At 48.9% G+C, this 1,270-nt stretch carries 1 protein-coding gene and 2 pseudogenes; all 3 read left to right on the forward strand.

Annotated elements, in window-relative coordinates:
* Window positions 1-21: 21 nt before the first annotated feature.
* Window positions 22-90, forward strand: coding sequence for a hypothetical protein (locus tag AC1DUO_RS25095; protein ID WP_477989395.1), 69 nt, complete (start codon window positions 22-24; stop codon window positions 88-90).
* A pseudogene (locus AC1DUO_RS25100) lies at window positions 66-881 on the forward strand (S1 RNA-binding domain-containing protein); the annotation flags it as partial. The gene AC1DUO_RS25095 and the pseudogene AC1DUO_RS25100, both read left to right, overlap by 25 nt.
* A 57-nt stretch (window positions 882-938) precedes the next feature.
* Window positions 939-1,226, forward strand: a pseudogene (gene ihfB, locus AC1DUO_RS25105) (integration host factor subunit beta); the annotation flags it as partial.
* Window positions 1,227-1,270: the final 44 nt, after the last annotated feature.

Below are 1,270 nucleotides of genomic sequence, written 5' to 3' on the forward strand. Positions count from 1 at the left end.
GATTACGGCTGCTTCGTAGAAATCGAAGAAGGCGTTGAAGGTCTGGTTCACGTTTCTGAAATGGATTGGACGATTACGGCTGCTTCGTAGAAATCGAAGAAGGCGTTGAAGGTCTGGTTCACGTTTCTGAAATGGATTGGACTAACAAAAACATCCACCCATCTAAAGTTGTTAACGTGGGCGATGTTGTTGAAGTTATGGTTCTGGATATCGACGAAGAACGTCGTCGTATCTCCCTGGGCCTGAAACAATGCAAAAACAACCCATGGCAGCAATTCGCAGAAACCCACAACAAGAACGACCGCGTTGAAGGTAAAATCAAGTCAATCACTGACTTCGGTATCTTCATCGGTCTGGACGGCGGCATCGACGGCCTGGTTCACCTGTCTGACATCTCCTGGAACGTTGCAGGCGAAGAAGCAGTACGTGAATACAAAAAAGGCGACGAAATCGCAGCTGTGGTTCTGCAAGTTGATGCAGAACGTGAACGTATCTCCCTGGGCGTGAAGCAACTGGCTGAAGATCCATTCAATAACTACCTGTCTGTTAACAAGAAAGGTACTATTGTTACTGGTAAAGTTACAGCAGTTGACGCCAAAGGTGCTACAGTTGAATTAGCTGGCGGCGTAGAAGGTTACCTGCGCGCTTCAGAAGCTTCTCGCGACCGTATTGAAGACGCAACTCTGGTTCTGAGCGTTGGTGATGAAGTAGAAGCTAAATTCACCGGTGTTGATCGTAAGAACCGCGTAGTAAGCCTGTCCGTCCGTGCTAAGGACGAAGCAGACGAGAAAGATGCAATCGCTGTTGTTAACAACAAACCAGACGAAAGCAACTTCTCTAGTGCTATGGCTGAAGCGTTCAAAGCGGCAAAAGGCGAGTAATGACGGGGGGCGGCTCAGTCGCCCCGAAACGGTAGTTTAGCTGCAAAGCTTGGAGGTACTATGACCAAGTCTGAACTTATTGAAAGACTTGCTGGCCAGCACTCTCATATCCCGGCGAAAGCTGTTGAGGATGCAGTGAAAGAGATGCTTGAGCATATGGCTGCAACCTTGGCTGATGGTGAACGCATCGAAATCCGTGGGTTTGGCAGTTTTTCTCTTCACTACCGTGCTCCGCGTGTTGGGCGCAACCCTAAAACTGGCGATAAAGTCGAGCTGGACGGCAAGTACGTTCCTCACTTTAAGCCAGGGAAAGAGTTGCGTGATCGCGCGAATATTTACGGCTGAGGCTTTCGCCTGAACGTAAATGTCTGCCTATAGCGAACGTAAAG

The sequence above is a fragment of the Rahnella sp. P4_A8 genome (assembly GCF_056402435.1).